Annotated in this window: 17 protein-coding genes; 6 read left to right on the top strand and 11 right to left on the bottom strand. The window is 43.2% G+C overall.

Going from position 1 to position 20,922, the window contains the following annotated elements:
* Positions 1-590: 590 nt before the first annotated feature.
* Positions 591-1,865: a M28 family peptidase gene (locus AC13FX_RS03375; RefSeq protein ID WP_482879050.1), complete on the bottom strand. Its 1,275-nt coding sequence runs from the start codon at positions 1,863-1,865 to the stop codon at positions 591-593.
* Between the two features lie 603 nt (positions 1,866-2,468).
* Between AC13FX_RS03375 and AC13FX_RS03370 the strand changes: the two genes are divergently transcribed.
* Both AC13FX_RS03370 and AC13FX_RS03365 read left to right on the top strand, forming a co-directional pair.
* Positions 2,469-3,596, top strand: a complete 1,128-nt coding sequence (locus AC13FX_RS03370; protein ID WP_482879049.1) for an HNH endonuclease domain-containing protein — start codon at positions 2,469-2,471, stop codon at positions 3,594-3,596.
* The gene (locus AC13FX_RS03365) at positions 3,596-4,447 is read left to right on the top strand and encodes an HIT family protein (RefSeq protein WP_482879048.1); all 852 of its coding nucleotides are present in this window, start codon (positions 3,596-3,598) and stop codon (positions 4,445-4,447) included. Before AC13FX_RS03370 ends, AC13FX_RS03365 begins: the two co-directional genes overlap by 1 nt.
* A 36-nt stretch (positions 4,448-4,483) precedes the next feature.
* Here AC13FX_RS03365 and AC13FX_RS03360 read toward each other — a convergent pair whose 3' ends face one another.
* The 5 genes from AC13FX_RS03360 to AC13FX_RS03340 form a co-directional block, all read right to left on the bottom strand.
* Complete coding sequence (locus AC13FX_RS03360) at positions 4,484-4,933, bottom strand: hypothetical protein (RefSeq protein WP_482879047.1); 450 nt, start codon at positions 4,931-4,933, stop codon at positions 4,484-4,486.
* An 18-nt stretch (positions 4,934-4,951) separates the two neighbouring features.
* Positions 4,952-7,222: an ATP-binding protein gene (locus AC13FX_RS03355; RefSeq protein ID WP_482879046.1), complete on the bottom strand. Its 2,271-nt coding sequence runs from the start codon at positions 7,220-7,222 to the stop codon at positions 4,952-4,954.
* The gene (locus AC13FX_RS03350) at positions 7,215-8,429 is read right to left on the bottom strand and encodes a DNA cytosine methyltransferase (RefSeq protein ID WP_482879045.1); all 1,215 of its coding nucleotides are present in this window, start codon (positions 8,427-8,429) and stop codon (positions 7,215-7,217) included. The genes AC13FX_RS03355 and AC13FX_RS03350 overlap by 8 nt, the downstream gene beginning before the upstream one ends.
* Before the next feature lie 151 nt (positions 8,430-8,580).
* A complete protein-coding gene (locus tag AC13FX_RS03345) occupies positions 8,581-9,243 on the bottom strand; it encodes an HhH-GPD family protein (RefSeq protein ID WP_482879044.1) in 663 nt (220 codons plus the stop codon).
* A gap of 36 nt (positions 9,244-9,279) precedes the next feature.
* Positions 9,280-9,762, bottom strand: coding sequence for an HNH endonuclease (locus AC13FX_RS03340; RefSeq protein ID WP_482879043.1), 483 nt, complete (start codon positions 9,760-9,762; stop codon positions 9,280-9,282).
* 587 nt (positions 9,763-10,349) lie between these two features.
* Here AC13FX_RS03340 and AC13FX_RS03335 point away from each other — a divergent pair.
* Entirely contained in the window at positions 10,350-10,616 is a 267-nt protein-coding gene (locus AC13FX_RS03335; RefSeq protein WP_482879042.1) for an HU family DNA-binding protein, read from the top strand.
* A gap of 1,007 nt (positions 10,617-11,623) precedes the next feature.
* A complete protein-coding gene (locus AC13FX_RS03330; RefSeq protein WP_482879041.1) occupies positions 11,624-11,851 on the top strand; it encodes a hypothetical protein in 228 nt (75 codons plus the stop codon).
* 763 nt (positions 11,852-12,614) lie between these two features.
* On the opposite strand, the gene AC13FX_RS03325 is transcribed toward AC13FX_RS03330, so the two are convergent.
* Positions 12,615-13,700: a Fic family protein gene (locus AC13FX_RS03325; RefSeq protein ID WP_482879040.1), complete on the bottom strand. Its 1,086-nt coding sequence runs from the start codon at positions 13,698-13,700 to the stop codon at positions 12,615-12,617.
* A 1,216-nt stretch (positions 13,701-14,916) separates the two neighbouring features.
* Positions 14,917-16,011 (bottom strand): carboxypeptidase-like regulatory domain-containing protein, encoded by a 1,095-nt coding sequence (locus AC13FX_RS03320; RefSeq protein ID WP_482879039.1) that lies wholly within the window; start codon positions 16,009-16,011, stop codon positions 14,917-14,919.
* A gap of 10 nt (positions 16,012-16,021) precedes the next feature.
* On the opposite strand from AC13FX_RS03320, the gene AC13FX_RS03315 reads away from it, so the two are divergent.
* Together AC13FX_RS03315 and AC13FX_RS03310 are read left to right on the top strand one after the other, a co-directional pair.
* A complete protein-coding gene (locus AC13FX_RS03315) occupies positions 16,022-16,195 on the top strand; it encodes a hypothetical protein (protein WP_482879038.1) in 174 nt (57 codons plus the stop codon).
* Positions 16,196-17,388: 1,193 nt separating this feature from the next.
* Positions 17,389-19,284 carry a M61 family metallopeptidase gene (locus AC13FX_RS03310; RefSeq protein ID WP_482879037.1) on the top strand — a complete coding sequence of 632 codons (1,896 nt, stop codon included), beginning with the start codon at positions 17,389-17,391 and terminating at the stop codon, positions 19,282-19,284.
* Between the two features lie 595 nt (positions 19,285-19,879).
* Here the strand turns inward: AC13FX_RS03310 and AC13FX_RS03305 are convergent.
* From AC13FX_RS03305 to AC13FX_RS03295, 3 genes are all read right to left on the bottom strand, one after another.
* Complete coding sequence (locus AC13FX_RS03305) at positions 19,880-20,395, bottom strand: HAD domain-containing protein (protein ID WP_482879036.1); 516 nt, start codon at positions 20,393-20,395, stop codon at positions 19,880-19,882.
* 163 nt (positions 20,396-20,558) lie between these two features.
* Positions 20,559-20,732, bottom strand: coding sequence for a hypothetical protein (locus tag AC13FX_RS03300; protein ID WP_482879035.1), 174 nt, complete (start codon positions 20,730-20,732; stop codon positions 20,559-20,561).
* A 57-nt stretch (positions 20,733-20,789) separates the two neighbouring features.
* The coding region (locus AC13FX_RS03295) for an integrase core domain-containing protein (RefSeq protein ID WP_482878363.1) at positions 20,790-20,922 on the bottom strand (133 nt) is incomplete at its 5' end.

Genomic DNA, 20,922 nt, shown 5'->3' with positions numbered 1-20,922 from the left:
CACTCCCCTCGATGGGAGACTGCCCGAGGTAGTTTAAGCTCTTTGGTAAAAGGCAGGCTCCAAAAGGTTAAATAACCCCGATAAAGTCCTCCCTTGAGGGAGGTGCAGGGTTTTTACTTGTTAAAACACGCGGAGGGTGTTAGTCACCATGGGCAAGGATGCATTATTCAACCGCACTCACTTTCCAACTCATTAACTTTTCTGGATAGGATCTTTATAACTCCATCCAGGTTTTCCTTCACGTCTTTATCAGTGAAACGGAGAAACCTCTGAGAGAATATCGAATATCGAACACGGAATAATGAATTTCGAAGTGGGATGATATGCCAAGCCGATAATTGCGAGGCACTCAATCTCTGCCTTTGCCGCCGTAGGGTAAGGGAACTCAGTAGCTAACTACTGAACACCAATATTAACCATCCTGTTGTCATCCTGATAGAGATATTGGAGCACGGCGTGACAAACTTCATCATTCCGTGTTCAATATTCCTCTGTTCGATATTCTAAAACGGGTCCTCCGTCTTCCGTCTTCCGTCCTCTGTCTAAATCAACTAAACACTAAGCACTAAACACTAAACACTAAACACTCCCTACAGTTCCAGCTCAAAAACCATCTCCTCGCCATCACGGATAACCGTAACCGGCACCGTAGTCCCCCTTTCAAGCTCATTGAGGGCACCCATATAGCCATAGATATCCGCGATCTCCATCTCGCCGATCTTAATGATGATATCCCCGCCTTCGAGGCCGCCCTTTTTGGCAGGGCCATCACCGCTAACACCCGTGATGCGAAATCCCTCCCCATCAAAACCATAATCAGGAAGAACGCCCAGGGTTGGGCCATCCATACGCATGGACTGCCGCTGCTCACCCGGAGCCTCCACAAACGGGAGATCCTGTTTATCCAGGGCATCCAGTTGTTGAACCACGCGTGCTACATGCTGAAGCAGTTTCGCCTGACCTTCCGCATTGATCCACTCGGCATCATCAGACGGGCGATGGTAATCGGCATGGGTATCGGTGAAGTAATGGAGCACCGGCAGGTTCTTGTAATAGAAACTCGTGTGATCACTGGCACCCGTGCCATCCGGAACCAGATCCAGCGACAGCGAATCCGTGTTGGCACTCGTTAAAATTGATTCCCATGAGTCCGTGGTAGCCACGCCAAAGATCATCAGGCGGTCGTCGTTCATGCGGCCGATCATATCCATGTTGATCATCGCCAGGGCATTCTCCAGATCCACGGTTGGGTTATCCACATAATATTGCGAACCCAGCAAGCCCATCTCCTCACCCGAAAAAGCCAGGAAGAGGATATCCGTCTCGGGGCGATTCTCAGAAAAATACTCCGCCAGCTCCAATAATCCTGCGGTTCCTGAGGCATTATCATCCGCACCATTATGGATCTTCAGCTCGTCGGCACTGCTCAGTGATCCAAACTCACCCATCCCCAGGTGGTCATAATGCGCCCCGATGATGATCAGCTCCTCAGAATCGCCGGTTCCCTGAAGAAGTCCCGCTACATTTTTTGCCAGGCGCTTGTCGGCCGTGGAGTCATCATCCGAAGCATGGGGATTATCCAGCACCGACATATTTACGGTGAACGACTGAAAATAGGTTTCCTCATCGCCGACAGGATCGAGGCCATAGGCTCTGAACGCATCCGCGATATAATTAGCCGCTGCCGCTTCCTCAGCGGTTCCCGTTTCCCGGCCTTTCATCTCATCACTGGAAAGAAAAGTGATATGCTCCGATACTTCCTCAGCGGTGATGCCCGGAGAAGAATTTCCGGGGGACTCCGGAGTGGTACAGGAAGCAAGAATGGAAAGGGTCAGCAGCGCAAAAGACAGGGATCGTAATTTCATGATATCAGGGATGGTTTAATGGTTTCAACAGCACTGAAGATAGGGATTTTAGTTATGAGTTTTGAGTGCTGAGTTTTGAGTTAAGGACCGATTACCGAAGACGGAAAGACCGGACATCGTCTGAACACTTCCGGTTCGGTTGATGAATAAATTCGGCCAGGGATAGTTTACGGGACTCATCGGGCCTTCCGATCGTCAGACCCCTCGGGAGCCAGATCAAAAAAAAACACTGAATAACGAATCACCGATGCACCGATAGACCAAACGGCGATCCGGACTCACTTGATCGTCATCACTCGAACCTATATCAGCAGTTCCCATTCCAACCCCACTCAAAACTAAGCACTAAGCACTCAAAACTAAGCACTAAACACTCAAAACTAAGCACTAAACACTAAACCCTAAACACTCCAACCCCCTTCGTTATTCATTATTCAATGTTCGATATTCGATATTCTGAAAGCACGCTCACGGAAGCGATCCGGTCGGGCTATTTTTATGCCTTTCTTTTTCGGGTGAACTGGTTTTACACCCTCATTTCTTATCCAACCTAATGTTTTGATCCGCCTTGCTTTATCCTTAATAAAGTTTAGTTTTGGGGAGATGGAATACGAGGTACTAAAAAATATCAACCAGATCATTGAGCGGGACAGCAAAGACACCACCTACAAATTTGCGCTGCTTCGGGCTACGATAGAAGTGATCCAGGAAAAGTCGCCGTATCAGGAATTCAAAGATGATCGCGTAGTGCTTCCGGTAGGATTGTTGATCCTGAAATGGCTGGAATATTACTACCCGATCATTGAACAAGAACTTCCCCAGAGAAACGGTGACGATCTTGATTCATTTACGCTATCCTTTCGCTCGCTCTTCAAAGAGGTAACGGATTTTTATAAAATGAGAGGCGGACTTTCGGTCTTTTATTCTGAACTCATCCGGGGGAATCTGCCCGATGAAATGGAAGACCCCGTTTTTCAGCTTTGCAAGAAACTCCGGGATACCATCAAAGATCAGCCCATGCGCTATATCGGGAAATCGGTGAACGGGACCGAGTACAGCATCTATTATCGGGAAGAAACAAACATCCGGTTGATGCAGCCAGATAAAATGGATGTGAACTTTTTGATCGAAAATTTTACCCGGTTCTCTATTCCAATCGACTATTTTAAGGTGATGGAGTTGATGGGAAGTTTTGTGACCGGGATGCATTCCATCCTGATCAACTGGGCGGAGTTTACCGTAGATAAAGACAAGAGCCTGAATAAAAGTCAGGTGCTGGAAACCATGTTGAAATCGCCGCAGGAAGCGCGGAATGTGTTGTTGTCTGAAAAGATCTTCAAGACGTTGAAAAAGAAGAATGGCGACCTGGAATGCGTTTGGTCGGGCAGACGGATTACCGATGATCTGAATATAGATCACGTCCTTCCGTTTTCGGTTTGGCGGAATAATGACCTGTGGAATTTGTTGCCGGCCAAAGCCTCTGTGAATAACAGCAAGCGCGACAAAATTCCCTCCCTGGAATTACTGGACAACCGGAAAGACCAAATCATTTCCTATTGGCAGATCATCCGGGATGTGGAACAAGCTGGGTTTGAAAAAGAGATGAATGTAAACCTCATCACCCGGCAGGATTTTGAACAGCATAACTGGGAAAATTCCGCCTTCCATTCCATGAAAGAGAAAAGCCGGTATCTAATCGAAACCCGCGGTTTTGAAGCATTCAATTTGTGATGAAAGGAAATCCCAACGCACATCTTACCGCCAAGGAACGGGACAAGGTTTCGTACCCCACCCGCAAGCTCTACAACACAGGAGTGATTCAAGGAGAGGTGCTCGATTTCGGCTCGGGATTTGGGAAAGATGCAGAGTTCTTGAATGCCAAAGGGATTTCCTGCACCAATTATGATCCCTACTACGCTCCCGATTATCCCACTCAAAAATTTGATACCATTCTCTGCCAATACGTGCTGAATGTGTTGTTGCCGGAAGAACAGGCGGAGGTGTTGATGTCGGTCAGTGAATTGCTAAAGCCTACGGGAAAAGCATTCTTCACAGTACGCCGTGATTTGAAAAGACAAGGCTACCGAACTCATTATGTACACAAAGTGCTGACGTACCAATGCAATGTAAAATTGCCCTACAAATCCTTCTTCAAAAATGATTTTTGTGAAATTTATGAATACCGGCATTTTACTCAGGTTGATAATGGCAAAGAGGGTGTTTTTGAAAATCCGTCTTCGGATGCCAAACTCATTTCAGAACTGGCCACGGTGTACAGTATCTACGACAAATATCCCGTAAGCAATGGTCACGCCCTGGTGATTCCCAAACGGAAATCGGGCCACTATTTTGAAATGACCGACAAAGAAAAAACCGCCTGCCAAATTATGGTGGAACGAGTGAAAACGATTGTAGAAAAGAAATACCAACCCGACGGATTCAACATTGGCTTCAACATGAACGAGGCCGCCGGACAAACTATCTTTCATACTCATATTCACGTTATTCCTCGCTACAAAGGTGATGTGGAAAATCCCAGAGGTGGGATAAGGAATGTGATTGCGGGGATGGGGGATTATTGACAACAAGCAATGCCAAGTATTTCAAAATATTGATTATCAAGATAGGAATTCCTTCTTCAAAAGCCTTATTAGCTCATCAATAAAATCATCTCGATGAGAAAACCACACCTTATTTTCATTCTCAATTAATTTTTCTAGTTCAATTTCATTGTTTGATGAGTAAAACAAAATAGGTAACTCATTATCATGTTTACGAGTGTCAATTATAACCCATTTTCCATCTAACCCTTTTTTTTGCCCTTCTTTTATCTCTTCATCCAAATTATAATCTACAAACATAAGGTGTACTACTTGATCTTCATTTTCTTCACCTACCTTACCTCTCTTCCCGTTTTTTTGAGCAATGTATTTCGAAACATTAGCTCCATTTTTAAACCATGCTATGTTAAACTCTACATCTAAAGCTTTAATTTCCGGTTCAATATTGTACCACATAGCTTTTTTTGTACTTTCAACATCTTCTACCCAAACTATATTTAAAATCATTTGATTGTGTTTTATAATTTACTTTTCCAGACTAATTATTAATTCTGTTCCTTTTTTGTAACCTTTATTTATTTGAATATACCCACCCAAATCAGTCACAATTTTTTTCACGTGAAATAAGCCTAGCCCAGATCCAGAAGTTGTGGTAAAGCCAAACTCAAATACTTTTTCTGATATTGTTTCCTCGATCCCATCTCCATCATCTTTAAATCTTATTTCCAAATGATCTTCATCGATTTGAATCAAATGTATTTCTACGTTATCAGCGCTAGCTTTTTTAGAGTTACTAATTAAGTTGTCTATTAAAATATTTATTTCTATCGGCCTTGTTTTAATCTTGAATTCGAACTCATTAGAAATCCTAAGTTTAATTTTAAAATCATTTGACTGAACACTTTTAACGACATTAAATACATATTCTTCAATGTAGTTAACTAAATCTATCTCACTTTCTTCAGTATATAGTTTAAAATTCGCTTTGGTCGCAAATTTCGCAACTGACATAATCTTTTTATTCTCAAGCGTAACTGTTTCAATGATATCTTTTATTTCCTCTGGGGGTATTTCTACGTTACTATTTATTCTTTTATATATACCTTTCAAGTAATTATCTACAGTATTCGCCGAAATACTAACTTGATGCATGAAACTAACTATTTCATCAAAATCGGAAGATCGGAGTGATTTGAGAAACAAATTTTCTTTTTTAGTATCACTCAACTCTCGTTCTATATGTCTCCTTATTTCAAGTTCTTCCTGATACTTATTGTGAGCTTCTTCAATTTTTGACGCATAATCTTCATCACCAGTAACTTCAGCTAATTTCTTTAGATTCTGAAAAATATCATCTGGAGCTTCTTCATCAATTTTATCACTAATAATATCAAGAAAGTTTTTATTGTAACTTATTAATTCAATGTTATCAGAGTCTGCTAACTCGCTTACTAATCTGATTATTTTATTCTTGCCTTCCAGTGATTTGATTAAATCTAATTCTTCTCCTTTATCTTTTAGTGACCATTGAATACCAACAACATAATTTTCTAACCTTTCGAGACATTTTTCTAGAAATAATTTCCGCATTTCGTAATAAGCACTATTTTGAATTAGTCCCCCATCTCTACTTGAAGTTTCCTTAAACTCATCTTTATCATCAGTTATTTCTATCCTTCCTAATAAATCTCTTGTCCCTAATCTTGAATAATGCTTTTGTGCTTTTCTTACATCTATGTTAAACATATCTCTATCAGGCTCACCATAAGGATATACTCTAAAACCGTTTCGATATAAAAAAACTGAACCAAACCTTACAGGTTGAATACCCATTTCTGAGGTAAAATTATATTTAGCAGCTCTGTTTAGATAGAAGAGATGATATTTTATACCAGTTAATTTTTCTGGGATTTTATTTCTGTCAGTGATAAGGATATCATTTTCTTCTTTAATCTTGTATATCTCTTCTCCCCTATCTTTTAATGTTGTTATAATATAATCTTCAAAAACTTCAGTAATTATTTGCGTCGTTTTGACATTTAACTTTTCAAAGATGAAATTTTTTACTGGGCCATTAACTTTTTTCCTCTCTTTTTTAGTTTCTTTATCCTTTTCCTTTTCATGTTCAGCAATTATATCAATTGAAAAAACTGACTCATTCTGGCTATCTTCATCAAGTACTTGAAACGGGTTTATTAACTTCTCCAAAGAATGTTTTAATTTTAGAATCTTGCTTCTTGGCCAATTAGAATTTAAACTCGTTATCTCTAAAATTGTGCCATTTTCAAAATTATCATAAGGTGATTCATTAAGAGTAGTATGATCAACTTTTATGTTTACAAACTCATCTTCAGAATCCTGATCAAATCTACCCCAATCAACTTTCAATTGATTTATCTCTTCACTATCTGGCCTTTTTGTTATCAACTTGAGCTCTGAACCAAGTCTATCACATGAAAACCTACCAACACCTTTAGCACCAGCATAATATCTTTTTGGAGAAACTTTAGATCGGTAGTCTTCTAATCTGTCTAAGTTTTTGTCCTCTACTCCTTCTTTTTTTGCAGAATAGGCAACAAAAAGCCACTTTTCTTTTAAATCAGAGTAGCTCATCCCCTTACCATTGTCTTTAATTACAATTTTTTCTCCCTCAAATATTATTTCAACACTACTAGCGTATGCATCATATGAATTCTTTACTAATTCAAATACAGCTATGAAATCATCAGTTATTAAATCACGTCCAATTATATTCTTTAAGGCCGCACTTATTCTAAACTCTAGTTTTTTACTCATTTAAAAAATTATTTAAAATCTGTCCAGTTTGCTCTCCAAATAAGGGTGGAATTGCATTCCCAATTTGAGAATATCGAGGAACTTCTTTTGTTCTCCTATTTCCTCCTGTTGTATACTTTCCTTTTATCTCATACCAGTCATCAAAGGATTGAATTCTTGCATACTCCCTCACTGTAAGCACTCTTGGTTCCGAATAATGAATATAGTCATCAGGTAATGTGGTTAGAGTAGGACTTACATCATCCTTATCTAAAGGAATAATTGTATGTTTTTTAATTGAATATTGTTTTCTGATGTCTTCTCCTAAATCTTTTCCTTTTTCAGCTTTACTTAGAATAACTTCGAACCTATCAACTGTGCTTGATCGATGATTAACAAAGCGATGGCTATCCGCAATCTTACCCTTAAGCTTTTTTCTTCTTCTTAATAAACTTTGATAGTTAGAATTTGGCTTATCATAAATACCTGCCTCAAAGCTCTTCGTATCAGGAGATTGTTCTGTTCCATGCTCCATTAAAAGATCGCTAATAGCATCCTCGAGTTTTACCGGAACAGATAAATTCTTAGAAGCTAAAAAACTATCTACATTAGCTTCAATTTGGCTAAAGAATTTCTTAGAACTTTTATTCAATTTTTTATCCACTCCAACAAGAATAAACCGTGTTCTTTTTTGAGGAACACCAAACTTTGAAAAATCTATCATCTGGCCTTTAACATCATACCCTAAAGAATTAAGCCTTTTTAAAACATAGTTGGAGTACTTCTTGCCTTTTGATTTATTTTTCTGGAACTCTTGGGTAAAACCTTTAACGTTTTCGAAAAAGATCACTTTTGGCCTCACAAGTTTTACAAACCTTATATAATCTTTTATAAGGTCGTTTCGCTTGTCATCTTCTTTTCTTCTCCCTGCATTAGAAAAACCTTGACATGGTGGTCCTCCAACAACCAAGTCAACTTGACCTTTCAATTCTTCAAGTTCATTTCTATAACTGGTTAGGATAGTTTTAATACTATAATGCCTTTGCTTCAACCATTTGGGCCACCTAAAATGATCGACTTTATCAATGAGGTTATGCTTTAGAGTTTCAAAAGCCATTTCATCTTTTTCAATAGCAAATAAACCTTCCCAGTGCCCCGAATTATAAAGTCCCAGTGACATTCCTCCACATCCAGCAAATAAATCTATGTAAACTTTTTTAGATGACATATGTTGAGCTTTTACATTGAATATAAAGAATGGAGCTATTACCTAAGCCTACTAAAATAAGCATTATAACGGCTTTTTTCTTATCAACAGCTAAATTTTGTGCGTAATAATTTAACACCTACCAGTGTCAAGGCGTGTCATCTCATAAATGCTATTTTGATAATTTTTTGAAGTAGGTACAATGCTTAGAAAGCAAACAGCTTTCGCAAAGAGGAGTTTTTGATTTACATATTAGGCTTGAAAAATCTAAAACACCCCAATTAATCTCTTTTGAATGAGGATGGTTAACCACTTCTTGGGAGAGCTCTTGTAAATATGGATCGTATCGAATATCAGCCAACTTCCTTTCACCAAAAAAACGTTCAAGTACTCTGGCCATATTTACATCTAAAAGAGGGGATGGCTTTTTCAAAATGAAAAGCTCGTAAGCATTAGCAATGTATTGTCCCATCATGGACATTTCTTCAATTTTATCTCTTTTAACTGGAAAACGCCCTTTTCTCTCCTTCATTTCTTGGGCTAGTTTGTAGAGTCGACTACCTCGCTGTTTGTATAGCCCAATTGGTTTTAAAGCTTCTTGAAGCTCTTCTTTTGTCGCGTCACCTAATTTCTTCCAAGAAGGATATTTTTTAAAGAATTTTGGGAAGAAGTTAGCCACTGTTTTAGCCCTTGTTCTTTGGAGCAACACTTCTGAAATAATCCGTTCGTAATTAGTGGCTGATTTATTTCTCCAGGGAAAATGACGACCTTTCTCTTCATACCATTCCAAAATATTCTGCTGGAAAAATTTAATTTTTTCTTCTTTTAATTCCATAAATATTGGCTTTGGTAATTGAAAAGGAGACTCAATTTAAAGGTTGAAGAACACAACATCCTGATGGTATTCCAAATATTCCCGATGCCTGTTCTCTAATTTAATTGTCATAGATTCACTGATACCCAACATGTCCGGTTTTTCAAGAATTTCGCTTATCAGAATTTGCCCATTATTATTGAATGAAATAAAACCGGCATCAAAAGCCTTGTCGAGATTTGGTGTTAGCAACAAGCCGTTATACTTATCCAACCTTTCCTGATTATCAGAATCTCGCCAAGGTTTTATATGAGAAGCAATTAACATTGAAGGGGTTTTATACTTCGTTACTGCACAGCCCTTCCAGTATGAGAGTAAATTACGTCGAAATTCACCTTGTCCAACTCTTGAATTTATAAGTGAGACTTTTTCTGTTTTCCCATACGTGCTATCTGTTATAATTTCTTTTAAGTCTTCCTCCAATTCGTCAGAAGCATTCCTTAAATACTCTTGGTATTTGCTCAGGGCACTGCTGTACATGTGATTCCCTTTAATATTTCTATGCTGGAATATGGGTAATGATGTAATCTGCTTAGCCAGCTTTTCAAATTCCTATGAATCGGAAATTTCAATTAATGAGGAATCAACTAACCCTGCTTCTCTTGCCCATTCCGAAATAGAACTGAAAATCGCACCGGAATACTTTTTTACTGAAGCTTCAGATAGGTTTGTTGAATTAAGCCATCTTTTGAAAGTCATATGATCATTCTAAGTATTAGAAGGGTAATCAAACAGTGTCATTCATTTTATAATTGAGTTTATTATAGTAATATTAGTAAATAATTATAAGTCAATTATTTAGAACGGTATGCTTACTTAATGGTGTAACCACCCGTCATCCCCCAATCCAACACACGTGATCGATCCAAAAATCACGTGTGATTTTCTCTTCCAACACGTGTGATTGATTCAAAAAAGACACGTCTTTTTTTAGAAGGCCTGCTCTGCTGCCTCGCATCTTGATGTTAGATCACAGAAAATACACAACATAGCCGTCGCCCCGGGGGTAACAAGTACGTCATAACTAAGATGGATGGCGCCAAAACCCTAACAAAAACGGAGGAGAGATGTCTATCAAGTATCACATCATTCAAAAAGGCACTCCCGGAGTAGAGGGAGGAGGCGAGAAGAAGTTTTACGCGTCTAATAAAGTAACCGGTCAGGCCGGTATCGACGAACTGACTGAACGCATCGAAAAGATCAGTACCGTAAGCGGATCCGATATACGCGCGGTGCTCTACGGACTGGCGGATGTGGTCCCCAGCTTGTTCAAAGACGGACTATCCGTCAACATATCCGACCTGGGGTATCGAATATCGAACATTGAACACTGAATTTTGAAGTGTTGTGATTTTAGATCGGTCATTGCGAAGGCTGCAGTGAGCGAAGTGAACCCAGCCTGTGGCAATCTCCCCGGACTGTCTGGAAATTTGTTTTAATGAATTTGTCTTCCCGAGTGCGTACTGAGTAGCAAAGGGACTTTAAACCTAACACGAGGGATCTCAAAGTCTGCTCTGGCAGCCAGGTCTGTATTTGAGATCCTTCGCGTTATGCTTTCCAAACCTACATAAAGCCCCACTTCGCTCAGGATAACCCTGTGAATATCGAACATTAAACAAGGAATAATGAATTTCGAAGTGGATGCTGTAAATATGTTCTCTCATCCTGTAAGTCCTGGTTCAAAACGATGCACTAATCAAAGCCCATGCTTTGCAGTCTGTTTACCAGGTATAACAGGCGTCCTTCTCCTTGCGAAGGAGAAGACAGAAGAGGTCGTGATCAGGGCAACCGGGTAGTTTTGACCGAGGACGGATGACGGGATGGAAGTCGATATGGACAACAAGCTACGAATAGGCAAGATCCTTCGGTTCCTCAGGATGACGCCTTTTTGGGGTTGCAAGCCTGATCCAACCCCCTTACACCCTCCACCAGGCTAGCTGAATACCGAACAGAGGAATATCCAATATCGAATAATGAAGTGGTTGGATGAGGATGGATACATTGAATAAGCACCCACTTCGAAATTCAATATTCCTTGTTCTGTATTCAATATTCCCCCGAAAGTCTCCCCTTGAGGGGAGAGGGCATATCAGCTCGCTGATGTGACCGAGGGGTGTACGGAGGCGGATGCAGAGGATTAACCCGTTTAGGCCAACTTACTTACCGGAAGCAGGAGGCTGCCAGCAAAGGATCTCAAGGTAAGCACTACCTGCCAGATCAAACTTTGATATCCTTCGCGGCAGGCCTCCCAACCCTGCATAAACCCCACTTCGCTCAGGATGACAACCTTGTATAGAAAGTGTAGCCTGATCAATCTTTCCTAAAAATCGGCCTTAGAAAAATGAGCGAAAAGAGGATGACGCAATGCAGCGTTAAGAAAGAAATCATACCGCATTGTATCAGACTTGCGGGCAAGCCTATGAATGGAGCATTGATTTCTTTTAGCGGAATGGAGTCAGACTCAGCTCATTTTTCGCAGCCGGGAGTTTTTGTTTCTGGAGCCTGTGCTGATGAAGATCAGTATCGGCACAAAAGAAAGGGGGAATTGAATACAGGTACACAATCCTGACCGTTATTAATAGTCTAATACTTCGAAGCAGGAGCTTCGGGGAAGCATTACGAAGGTGGACTTTCGTAACGAGGCAACGCGGTGAATATCGAATATCCAACAAGGAATACTGAATGGTGAAGTAGATCCTGGAAATCCGTTTGATAATCCTGTAAATCCTGGTTCAAAACGATGCACTAACCAAAGCCCATGCTTTGTTGTCTGTTTACCAGGTATAACAGGCGTCCTTCTCCTTGCGAAGGAGAAGACAGAAGAGGTCGTGATCAGGGCAACCGGGTAGTTTTGACCGAGGACCGGGGAAGGATGACGGGGTGGAAGTCGATATAGGTAACCAGCTACGAATAGGCAAGATCCTTATCCGCCAGCCGGCGGAGAAGGATGACGCCCTTTTTTGGGTTTGTTTACATTGAATTAGCCTCACTTCGATATTCAATGTTCCTTGTTCAATATTCGATATACCCCTCCCCGGCATCGACACATCTCCAAAACCTGTCGATATCATCGACATATTCCCAATAATGCGGTTGAGAGGAGGTTCTGAATAGGGGTAACCAGCTATGAATAGGCAAGATGCTTCTCCGCCAGCCGGCGGATCAGCATGACGCCCTTATTGGGTTTGCTTGTTCGCTACAGGGGGAACTCTTTGAATATCGAACAGAAGAATATCCAATAATGAAGTGGTTAAATAGTATGGGTACATTGAATAGCCCCTACTTCGAAATTCAATATTCCTTGTTCAATATTCAATATTCCAAAGTTCCAATTATCCGGACGAAAGGAGGTCATAAAGCCGGGTATTCAGGTACAGAACCTCCCGCCCCACCTGTCTACTTTTGAGGAAACCGGCCGATTCCAGCTCCTTTAGATAATCAGCGGCCGTTTGCCGTTTTGCGAGATCACGTTCCACCAGGAACTTCACTTTACAATAAGGTTGCTCAAATAATAACTCGATCAGTTCCTTGGAATACACGCGGTCGGGTAATACCGATTTAGCTTCGGCAAGGGTCTCTTCCAGTAGTTGTTGAATGTTATCGATGCGGGACATTGTCTTTTCGGAGGTTGCCTGAACGGCCTCCATCATGAACAGGATCCATGGTTCCCAGGCCTCTTGCTCGGTGACCTCACGCAACAGCCGGTAATAATCCGGTTTATGGGCAATGATGTGATCACTGAGATACAGCACCGGCTGATGGAGCAGGTTTTGCCGCATGAGGTAGAGGATATTCAAAATACGCCCGGTACGACCGTTGCCGTCCTCAAAGGGATGGATGGCCTCAAACTGATAATGCATCACCGCCATCTTGATCAGCGGATCGGTGTCATCTTCAGCCTGAATATAATCTGCCAGGTTCTGAAGCAACTCAAGGATCAGCTCCTTTCCCTCGGGCGGCCAATAGATGATCTTCCGGGTCCTGGGGTTGGCGATCACCGTTCCGGAATAAGCCCTTATCCCATCCTTTGATTCCTTGATGGTCTGCATGAGTTCCACAAAGAAAGTAGGGCCAAGGTCGTTGTTCTCCAGCTTTGAGATACCCTGCCATAAGGCCTGCCGGTATCGCAGCACTTCTTTGGTCTGAGGGTCCGTTTGCTGATCGTTTGCCGATAGCGCCATGAACAGCTTATCATTGGTCGTGACGATATTCTCGATCTCCGAACTCGCCTTCGCCTCCTGCGCCACAATACTGTTGATCAAAATGGAGGGATTGGGAAGTCCCTGAGCCTTCCCCTTCAGCTCCGCCAGCGCGCGATTGGCCGCAATGGCCGCTTTCAGGATCGCCGGTGATTCCAGATCCGCCTTCGGCGGCAGCAGCGGGAGTATGTTATAAGGCTGATTGGCGTAATCGGACATAAATGCTCATTATTAAATGATAATGTGTCGAAATATACGCAATTTATCGACATATATTACCCACCTGTCGATATTATCGACATGATGGTGGTAAATGACGGAGGACCGCGGACCGGGGACCGAGGGGGTGGAACATTGAAATGTTGTGATTTAAGATCGGTCATTACGAAGGCTGCAGTGAGCGAAGTGAACCCAGCCTGTGGCAATCTCCCTGACCTGCCTGTAAATTTGTTTTAATGAAGTTGTCATCCCGAGTGCGTACTGAGTAGCAAAGGGGCTTTAAACCTAACACGAGGGATCTCAAAGTCTGCTCTGGCAGCCAGGTCAGTATTTGAGATCCTTCGCGTTATGCTTTCCAAATCTACATTAAGCCCCACTTCGCTCAGGATGACAATTCTTGGTGTAAGAGGGTAAATCCTGCAAATCCTGGTTCAAAACGAGGCACTATAAAAAGACTCCGTTGCCTAAAGTACTGCTTTGATAGCTATTGCGTCTTCTCCCCTGTGTAAGGGGAGAAACAAAGAGGGGTAGCCGATACGGGCAACCGGGTATGAATAGGCAAGATCCTTCGGTTCCTCAGGATGACCCCTAATTGGGTTTGGATGAAAATTCATTATTCAGTGTTCGATATTCGTTATTCAATATTCCTCCGAAAGTCTCCCCTTGAGGGGAGAGGGTATATCAGCTCGCTGATGTGACCGAGGGGTGTACGGAGGTGGGTGTAAGGAAATTAGCCTTCCCCGGTCTCCGGTCCACGGTCTTCCGTCAATAAGGGCAACCAGCTACGAATAGGCAAGATCCTTCGGGCCCTCAGGATGACGCCTTATAGGGTTGTGTAGGCGGAAATACCTCACTTCGATATTCAATGTTCCTTGTTCAATATTCGATATTCCCTCTGTCTCCCCTTGATCCCCGCCCAAGCGGGGAAACTCTATAGTGTCTGCTGATGTGAATACTAAACTATGAAGTTAATACGTACTATTAGATTCCCGATTTCTCGGGACTGACCTTCATTGCTACCAGGGCGTCCCCTTACCCTGCGGCGGTGGATCTTAATACCCAGGTTTTCTTCTACGAGCCGTAGGGCAAGGGACAGGGATTGGGTTGTGAATACGGGCAACCAGGTATTTTTGACAGAGGACCGAAGACGGTGGACCGTCTGGAATATCTAACACTCAAAACTCAAAACTCAAAACTAAACACTAACCACTATCCACTAAAAACCATCCGGCCGGTAATCGCGGGGAGTGAGGTCGGCAAGACGCTGAAAACCAAAATAGCCCAGTTGAATAGCCCCATAGGGCTCCACGACTTCCCCATCCGCATCAACGGTGATGAAACGGTCATTCAGTTCCAGCCACGAAACCTGAGACCTGATCGGCCCCCGGCCCAGGTCACGAGCCCAATCCAGGTAACGGATGTCTTCGGCCTCACGGGTGTAAATGATCTCCAGGGATCCGGAATACTGAACCCGGTGAAGAAAGGCTTTCTCTCCTTCTTCAATAAGTCGATCCACTTCGATCGGCCTTCGGGTATCAGAAAACCCGGGATGGGCCGATTCTTTGATATTAAACAGAAGGAAGCCCTCCTCGTCCAGGCGGTTATCCAATAAAGAGAGCCAGAAGTGGCGCATTGAGCCGTAGAAAGCTTTCCGCCGGTTGGCTTCCCACTCGGCCTGTTGAAGGGAATCGGAAGGAGTCATCTCAGTGAACAGGGGTTCGCCATCCCACCAGGTCCTGCGCCCGGTATATTTGAACTCATTCAGGTAATAAATGATCTGATACCCCAGGGCATTGTTCACGATCTGTAGTGGAGCCGTGGCCTTGGCATTCAGTCGGCCCCAGAAGTTGGAATCAAAGCGGAGTACCTGAGGGTTCAAGATGACCATAGATTCTGCTTCCTCAGTAAATCCCAGAAAGAGTTCCTCAAATTGTTCATAATGTTTTCGCCATTTGTCATCATTGAGGACATCCAGGTCATTCATTTCATAGACCACCTGTTTCAGGCTCAGGTCGATATTCTTGTGATCTCCCGGACCCATTTGCAGTCCATAGGTCTTACGGCCATACCCGATGGAGGAAACGACCAGCCGGTAAAAGCCCGGAGGAATATCCCGCAAGGCATAACGACCGGTGTGATCCGTCTGGGTACCGATTTTAGTGCCCGATAAAAAGATATGGGCTCCCCGCAGCGGGGCCTTGGTTTCCGTGTCGATCAGTCGTCCCACCACTATACCCTGAGCATGCAGGATCTCCATATTCCCCAAAACAGAGAAATATCCGATCAGTAATATGAAAATGACACGGTGCATACGGTGATAGTTGAATATACTCTCATCCCAATATAGTACTGGGAGAGATATTTTCAAGTGGGGATTAGAATATTCAACATTCAATAATGAAGTGGATGCTGAAGATCATTTTTCTATTACTGATGATCCCGGTTCAAAATTGAAGAAGCTCAAGGCCTCCACCTCCCTGTTGGCATCCCTGTAAATGTCAGATAATTCGTGGACAATATTGTTTAAGACGAAGGCCCTGAAGGGGTCACAAATGAATAGCCCGGGGTAAAACCGCGTAAGCGGGTGCACCCCTGGGATACATCCCCGACATAGCAAAAACCCAAGCAACGAAAGGGGCCAAAATATCACATGGCTATCGCAGGGTTGGGGCAAGCGGGTACCAAAGCACCTAAAAAGTTGGTTGCCCAAGCTTCGTTAAACGGTATAGACTAGATCATCTTTTGGGTGAAGCTTTGTGTATTCATATTTCTAACCCCGGCCTGCTTCAATGCTACCGCATTTCATTGGCCGAGGCTATTCATATGTGACCCCTTCAGGGTCGTACATGAACATGTTTAATAGTCTGTCCTCGAATTACCTGACATCTACAATCCCGAGTGCGTACATAGTCACAAAGGAGATTCAGTCTAACACGAGGGATCTCAATGTACGCATTGCCTGCCGGCGAGGCAGGGGTGACAACGTGGAATGGGAGTGAAACCCTGAAAAGTGCCACAAAATTAATTCGGCCTTAGAAAAATGTGCGAAAAGAGGATGAAGTAATGCAGCGTTAAGAAAGAAATCATACCGCATGGTACTAGATATATTGGTAAGTCCGGTAAGGGAGCTTTGATTTCTTTTAGCACAATGGAGTCAGACTCAGCACATTTTTCGCAGCCGGGAGCTTTTGTTTCTTTTGTCGGCACAAAAGAAAGGGGAAATTGAATACAGGCACTCAAACCAGATATTAATTAATAGCTTAAAACTTAAAAGCAGGAGCTTCGGAGAGGGCATTACGAAGGTGGACCTTCGTAACGAGACCAAAATTGGTCCATCGCTGATCGGTCGTTCGGTGAATCGAATATCAGAAGAGGCGGAATAACGAATCACCGATGGACCGAACGACAGACCTGCGATTTGGGAGCTCGCTCAAAACCATATGTCCACCATCCCCAGTCCTCGGTCAACAACCAACTAACCACTAAACACTAAACACTAAACACTTAGCACTTAGCACTTAGCACTAAACACTAAAATAAACCCGCGACCAAGAGGTTGTAACAAGTAACAAATATGCCCTTGGCCTGCAACTACTTCCTTATTTCTTCGTAGTTTGTTGCCTTGGGATCAATAGCAGAAAAATTGATCTGTCTTCAAATAAAATCACGAACAACTTTTAAGCTTTTTATGAAACGTTTATCCATTCTCAGCCTTATCATTGCCACCGCCTTCGCCGCCTGCTCACCCAAAACCGGTGATATGCTAAGCGAGGCTCCTGAAGCCAGCTTTGATCAAAAAGCCATAGAAACATCCATCGACCTGACCAACGTGAATGAGGATCGCCTGCTGGTTCAAATGGACCCGGGGATGTTTTCAGAGGATACCGTTTTATTTCGCCTGCCGAGGGTGGTACAGGGTACCTACGATATCAGCGATTTTGGCAGCTTCGCAGAGGACCTCAAGGCCTACAACTATGATGGTGAACTGATGGCCGTCGCCAAAACCGACACCAACACCTGGACCATCACCAACGCCACCGCCCTGGACCGCCTGGAGTATTATGTGAATGATACGTTTGATATTGAAGGCACTGACAAGCCAACGCCATTTTCACCTTCGGGTACCAATATCTCTGAGGATGTCTTTGTGCTGAACCTGCACGGTTTTGTAGGGTATTTTGAAGGCCGTGATGACAAGAACTACAACGTGACCGTGACCTCACCACTGGGTATGGACTACTCCTCAGCCCTTCCACAACTGGCCGCTGATACCACGGATCAAAAAGTGAGCATTACCTATCAGGCCGACCGTTATTTTGATGTTACTGACAACCCTATGATGTACGGCGACCTGACTCAGGAGCGTTTTGAGGCCGGTGGTATTGAGATCGTGCTCAGTATTTATTCTCCAAGCGGCAACCACACAGCAGCTCAGTACCGTGATGTGGTATATGATATGATGCAGGCTCAAAGCCGCTATATCGGTGACCTGGAAACCACTGACCGCTACGATATCTTTTTATATCTGTCCGCTCAGCAAGAAGATGCCACTGGATTTGGAGCGTTGGAGCACCAGACCTCAACCGTAATGGTATTTCCTGATATGGCCAATCAGCAAATGCTGAACGGTGGATTGGTTGACGTGGTGGCCCATGAATTTTTTCACATCATCACCCCACTGAATGTCCACTCTGAGGATGTGCACTACTTTGATTACAACGACCCGACCTTTTCAAAACACCTCTGGATGTATGAAGGATTAACCGAGTATTTTGCCTCCCACTTTCAGGTATATGAAGGACTTCAGGAACCGCAGGCATTTTATGATAAGATGGTCGGGAAGATTCAAACCGCTGCCGGCCTGGATGATACCATGAGTTTCACTGTGATGAGCGAGAATGTGATCGAAGAGCCTTATGCCTCCAATTACTATAACGTGTATGTGAAGGGGGCTCTTATCAATATGTGCCTTGATATCATCCTGCGTGAGAAAAGTGATGGAGAACGAACGATGATATCTTTGATGCGCCAACTGTCCGAAAAATATGGAGAGGACAAACCCTTTGATGATGACAGCATCCTGGATGAGATCACACAAATGACCTATCCTGAGATCGGTGAGTTCTTCGATACACACGTGGTCGGTACCACCCCGATCGACTACAATATGTACTTTAACAAAGTCGGCTTGAGCCTTGAAGAGGTGGAATCACCGGTCACTGTTTTCTTCCGTGACCAGCAGACTCCTTTTATTAATGTGAATCAGTCAACCGGTCAGCTTTATTTCATGGATACCGGTCTGAATACCACCCTGATCGAATTAGGTGTTGAGCCGGGTGATGTCATTAAGTCTGTAAATGGCACTGAATTAACCTTGCAAAATGCCCAGATGATCATTGCCCCAAGCTTCCAATGGACAGCGGACACTGATATCAGCATGGTTCTGGTACGTGATGGTGAAGAGATCGAAGTATCAGGAAAAGTAGGCACGCCCAAAGCCATGAAGCTACAACTTGTCGAAATGGAAGATGCCACTGAGGGACAGATAGAATTAAGAAATAACTGGTTGGGTAACAAACAGTGAGCAGTAAGCAGTGAACAATGAACAGTGAATGGTTTTGAGCCGGCCTGTCGGTGGAAGGAAAACGTTTTAATAAGGTAGACACCTTATTTATTAAATCAGCCTTAGAAAAAAGAGCGTTAAGAAGGTGACGGAATGAAGCGCGAAAAATCCGTAAAAATATGCGTTGGCAAAACTGTTTTCTGACGCGGCGATCTCCTTTTTATGGCCGGTTGCCCGTTTCAGAGAGATTGCTTCGTCGTTTGACTTTTAAAGCCTCCGTTCCACCTCATTGTCTCCTCGCAAAGACCGTTTGTTTGGCCTTAGATAGTTAAAGTAAACTTCATTATTCAATGTTGAATGTTCCTTGTTCAATGTTCCCACAGCCGAGAGCTTTTGTTTCTTTTGTCGGTACAAAAGAAAGAGGAAAACGATGAAGGTAAGATGTTAATCCCTGGGAAAAAGCCTTCAGGTACACAAGCATATGTTTTAACCTTGGTGAAGATGAGGTCAGCAAGCAAGACTATCCACTCATGCGGACCGGGTGGTCCTGCCATGCATTCCCAACCGAGAGGTTGGGAACAAGCTGAAAAGACCAACTAACCACTAACCAACATCCTCAGGCCAGCTTCATGATCTGCTTTACTTTTTCTTTATCGGCAAAGCCCACTTTTGGATCACAAAGTATAAAGCGCTCCCCGAACTGACTCAGCCCTTCATCAATATCATCCAGGATCACATATCTGGGTATTTCATCCGCATATAGATGTTCAGCGATCCATTGACGTATCTCATCACCGCGGTTCACCCTTCCAGAAGATTCATAGATCAAAGAGGGAGTTACTCCGATCACATATTTACCGGGCACACCATTTTCCTCAAACAGGATCTTTAATTGCCTGAGTGAATGGTCATACCGCCAGGTGGATGTGACCACGATCTGACCATTGTAATATTCCACCACCAGTTTCAGATGTGCCATGGCAATAGGGCACCAGTCCCGGTTCGTGGTTCTTCCCGTTTGCCTCTTCTGCCTTCTCAGGTGGTCTTCGGTATTTAGGACACCGTCAATATCCACAAAGAGGGTGAGTTTACTTTCCTGGTCTTGAGTGTTATTTCCACTGTTCTGTTTCATTTACCTGATTCTAAGGACATAGGCTATTAGGTGCAAGTTTTTGAGTTTTGACAGGACACGGAAGACCGAAGACGGGTGACCGGTTGCGGTGGATATTCGTTGAGTTGCTTCGCTATGCAGGATTGATCTGCGATTAGCGAACGGCGATAGACCGATCTGCGAATTAACTGGAAGAAGGAACTTCAAATCTCAATCCTTGAGCCGTCATCGCGAGGAGTCCGGAAATATATTCGTTGGCTAAACTGTTTGCTGACGCGGCGATCTCCCTGACATGCCCGGTTGCCCGTTTCAGGGAGATTGCTTCGTCGTTTGACCTCTCACCTGCATTGCACCTCATGGACTCCTCGCAAAGACCGTTCGTTTTAAACACCACAGGTTGTCATCCCTGTAGATGTCAGGTAATTCGTTGACAGTTTTCATTAAACTGGGCTGGGGTTTGTCCACCAATACCTTGATGGGGACGATGGTGATTGTAGTAATATAGATACTCTGTTAATTCCGTTTGTAGGTGCTCAAAACTATCATAA

The organism is Gracilimonas sp. B-17, from assembly GCF_056857935.1.
The sequence above is the reverse complement of the archived record's forward strand: the minus strand, read 5'-3'. Positions and strand labels throughout refer to the sequence as shown.